The organism is Novosphingobium sp. ERW19 (genome assembly GCF_012641315.1).
Classification (GTDB): domain Bacteria; phylum Pseudomonadota; class Alphaproteobacteria; order Sphingomonadales; family Sphingomonadaceae; genus Novosphingobium.
In genome coordinates, this window is the sequence record NZ_JABAIC010000030.1 from 1 (window position 1) to 2,980 (window position 2,980).

1 tRNA gene and 2 rRNA genes are annotated in these 2,980 nt (G+C 54.7%); all 3 read left to right on the plus strand.

The annotated features are described in order from the left end of the window. Nucleotides 1–2,516 (plus strand): 23S ribosomal RNA (locus tag HGI46_RS21705); the annotation flags it as partial. Between the two features lie 137 nt (nt 2,517–2,653). Beyond that, nucleotides 2,654–2,768 (plus strand): 5S ribosomal RNA (gene rrf, locus HGI46_RS21710). A gap of 135 nt (nt 2,769–2,903) precedes the next feature. Then, nucleotides 2,904–2,980 (plus strand) — tRNA-Met (locus HGI46_RS21715).

Consider the following 2,980-nt stretch of genomic DNA (forward strand, 5'->3'; position numbering starts at 1 on the left):
TCCGTTAGTAGTGGCGAGCGAACGCGGACCAGGCCAGTGCCTCATCTTCAACTAGCAGAACAGTTTGGAAAGACTGGCCATAGCGGGTGACAGCCCCGTATGCGAAAGTGATGGATGAGGACTTGAGTAGGGCGGGACACGTGAAATCCTGTCTGAACATGGGGGGACCACCCTCCAAGCCTAAATACTCGTACATGACCGATAGCGAACACAGTACCGTGAGGGAAAGGTGAAAAGCACCCCGATGAGGGGAGTGAAACAGTACCTGAAACCGAATGCTTACAAGCAGTTGGAGCCTCTTTAGGGGGTGACAGCGTACCTCTTGCATAATGGGTCAGTGACTTAGTTTATCGAGCAAGCTTAAGCCGTTAGGTGTAGGCGCAGCGAAAGCGAGTCTGAATAGGGCGACAGAGTTCGATGAATTAGACCCGAAACCCGGTGATCTAGGCATGACCAGGTTGAAGGTGCGGTAACACGCACTGGAGGACCGAACCGTTGAATGTTGAAAAATTCTCGGATGAGTTGTGTTTAGGGGTGAAAGGCCAATCAAACCGGGAAATAGCTGGTTCTCCGCGAAATCTATTGAGGTAGAGCGTCGAATGTATGCCGCTGGGGGTAGAGCACTGGATGGATGCGGGGGTCGCGAGATCTACCAATTCTAACCAAACTCCGAATACCAGCGAGACTTGTTCGGCAGACAGACGGCGGGTGCTAAGGTCCGTCGTCAAAAGGGAAACAGCCCTAACCTACAGCTAAGGTCCCCAAGTCATCACTAAGTGGGAAAGCATGTGGGAATCCCAAAACAACCAGGAGGTTGGCTTAGAAGCAGCCATCCTTTAAAGAAAGCGTAACAGCTCACTGGTCTAAACAAGGGTTCCTGCGGCGAAGATGTAACGGGGCTAAAGTGATGCACCGAAGCTTAGGGTTCAGTCTTTGACTGAGCGGTAGCGGAGCGTTCCGTAGGCCTGTGAAGCGATCTGGTAATGGGTCGTGGAGGTATCGGAAGTGCGAATGCTGACATGAGTAGCGACAAAGAGGGTGAGATGCCCTCTCGCCGAAAGACCAAGGGTTCCTGCTTAAAGCTAATCTGAGCAGGGTGAGCCGGCCCCTAAGACGAGCCCGAAGGGGGTAGTCGATGGGAACCACGTTAATATTCGTGGGCCTGGTGGTGTGTGACGGATCATGTGTGTTGTCACTCCTTATTGGATTGGAGTGGCTTCGAAATGGTTCCAGGAAATAGCCCCACCGTATAGACCGTACCCGAAACCGACACAGGTGGTCAGGTAGAGTATACCAAGGCGCTTGAGAGAAGTATCCTGAAGGAACTCGGCAAATTGCCTCCGTACCTTCGGAAGAAGGAGGCCCTCACATTGCGCAAGCAGTATGAGGGGGCACAGGCCAGGGGGTAGCGACTGTTTAGCAAAAACACAGGACTCTGCTAAGTCGGCTTCAAGACGACGTATAGGGTCTGACGCCTGCCCGGTGCCGGAAGGTTAAGAGGAGGAGTGCAAGCTCCGAATTGAAGCCCCGGTAAACGGCGGCCGTAACTATAACGGTCCTAAGGTAGCGAAATTCCTTGTCGGGTAAGTTCCGACCTGCACGAATGGCGTAACGACTTCCCCACTGTCTCCAGGATATGCTCAGCGAAATTGAATTCTCCGTGAAGATGCGGAGTACCCGCGGTTAGACGGAAAGACCCCGTGCACCTTTACTGCAGCTTCAGAGTGGCATTAGGAAAGAATTGTGTAGCATAGGTGGGAGGCTTTGAAGCACCGGCGCCAGCTGGTGTGGAGCCATAGGTGAAATACCACCCTGTTGTTTTCTGATGTCTAACCCAGGACCGTTAGCCGGTTCGGGGACCCTCTGTGGCGGGTAGTTTGACTGGGGCGGTCGCCTCCTAAAGAGTAACGGAGGCGCGCGATGGTAGGCTCAGGCCGGTTGGAAACCGGCTGTTAGAGTGCAATGGCATAAGCCTGCCTGACTGCGAGACTGACGAGTCGAGCAGAGACGAAAGTCGGTCATAGTGATCCGGTGGTCCCTCGTGGAAGGGCCATCGCTCAACGGATAAAAGGTACGCCGGGGATAACAGGCTGATGATTCCCAAGAGCTCATATCGACGGAATCGTTTGGCACCTCGATGTCGGCTCATCACATCCTGGGGCTGGAGCAGGTCCCAAGGGTTTGGCTGTTCGCCAATTAAAGTGGTACGTGAGCTGGGTTCAGAACGTCGCGAGACAGTTTGGTCCCTATCTGCCGTGGGCGTCGATACTTGAGAGGAGTTGCCCCTAGTACGAGAGGACCGGGGTGAACATGCCTCTGGTGTACCTGTCGTTCCGCCAGGAGCGCAGCAGGGTAGCTATGCATGGACGGGATAACCGCTGAAAGCATCTAAGCGGGAAGCCTCCCTCAAGATAAGGTATCATCGAGTCGTGATAGACCATCACGTTGATAGGCCGGGTGTGGAAGTGCGGTAACGCATGAAGCTAACCGGTCCTAATAACTCTGTTCATGCTTGAAGAGTCCCACCATCAATGACAGCTCTGCACGGCACCCCCTTGGGGGAATGGCCCGTGATCAGGTCTGGCGTTGGACGGACGGTTCTCCAGCCAGTCATCTGATACGCATCGATTAAAAACATCCGCAGGCTCCATTGCCTGGTGACCATAGCGTCCGTGCCCCACCCGATCCCATCTCGAACTCGGCCGTGAAACCGGACAGCGCCAATGGTACTAACGCTCAAGCGTTGGAAGAGTAGGTCGTCGCCAGGCATTGCAGCTTGCGGAAGTTCAACAAACCCATTCACATATCTCACAAGCCCGATCCCAAGCGCACATGCGCATCACGGATCAGGCTCAAGAGATCGCGAAAGGCCGCAAATCGGCCGCTCGCACAAACAACCCCGGCGCGGGGTGGAGCAGCCCGGTAGCTCGTCAGGCTCATAACCTGAAGGTCGCAGGTTCAAATCCTGCCCCCGCAACCA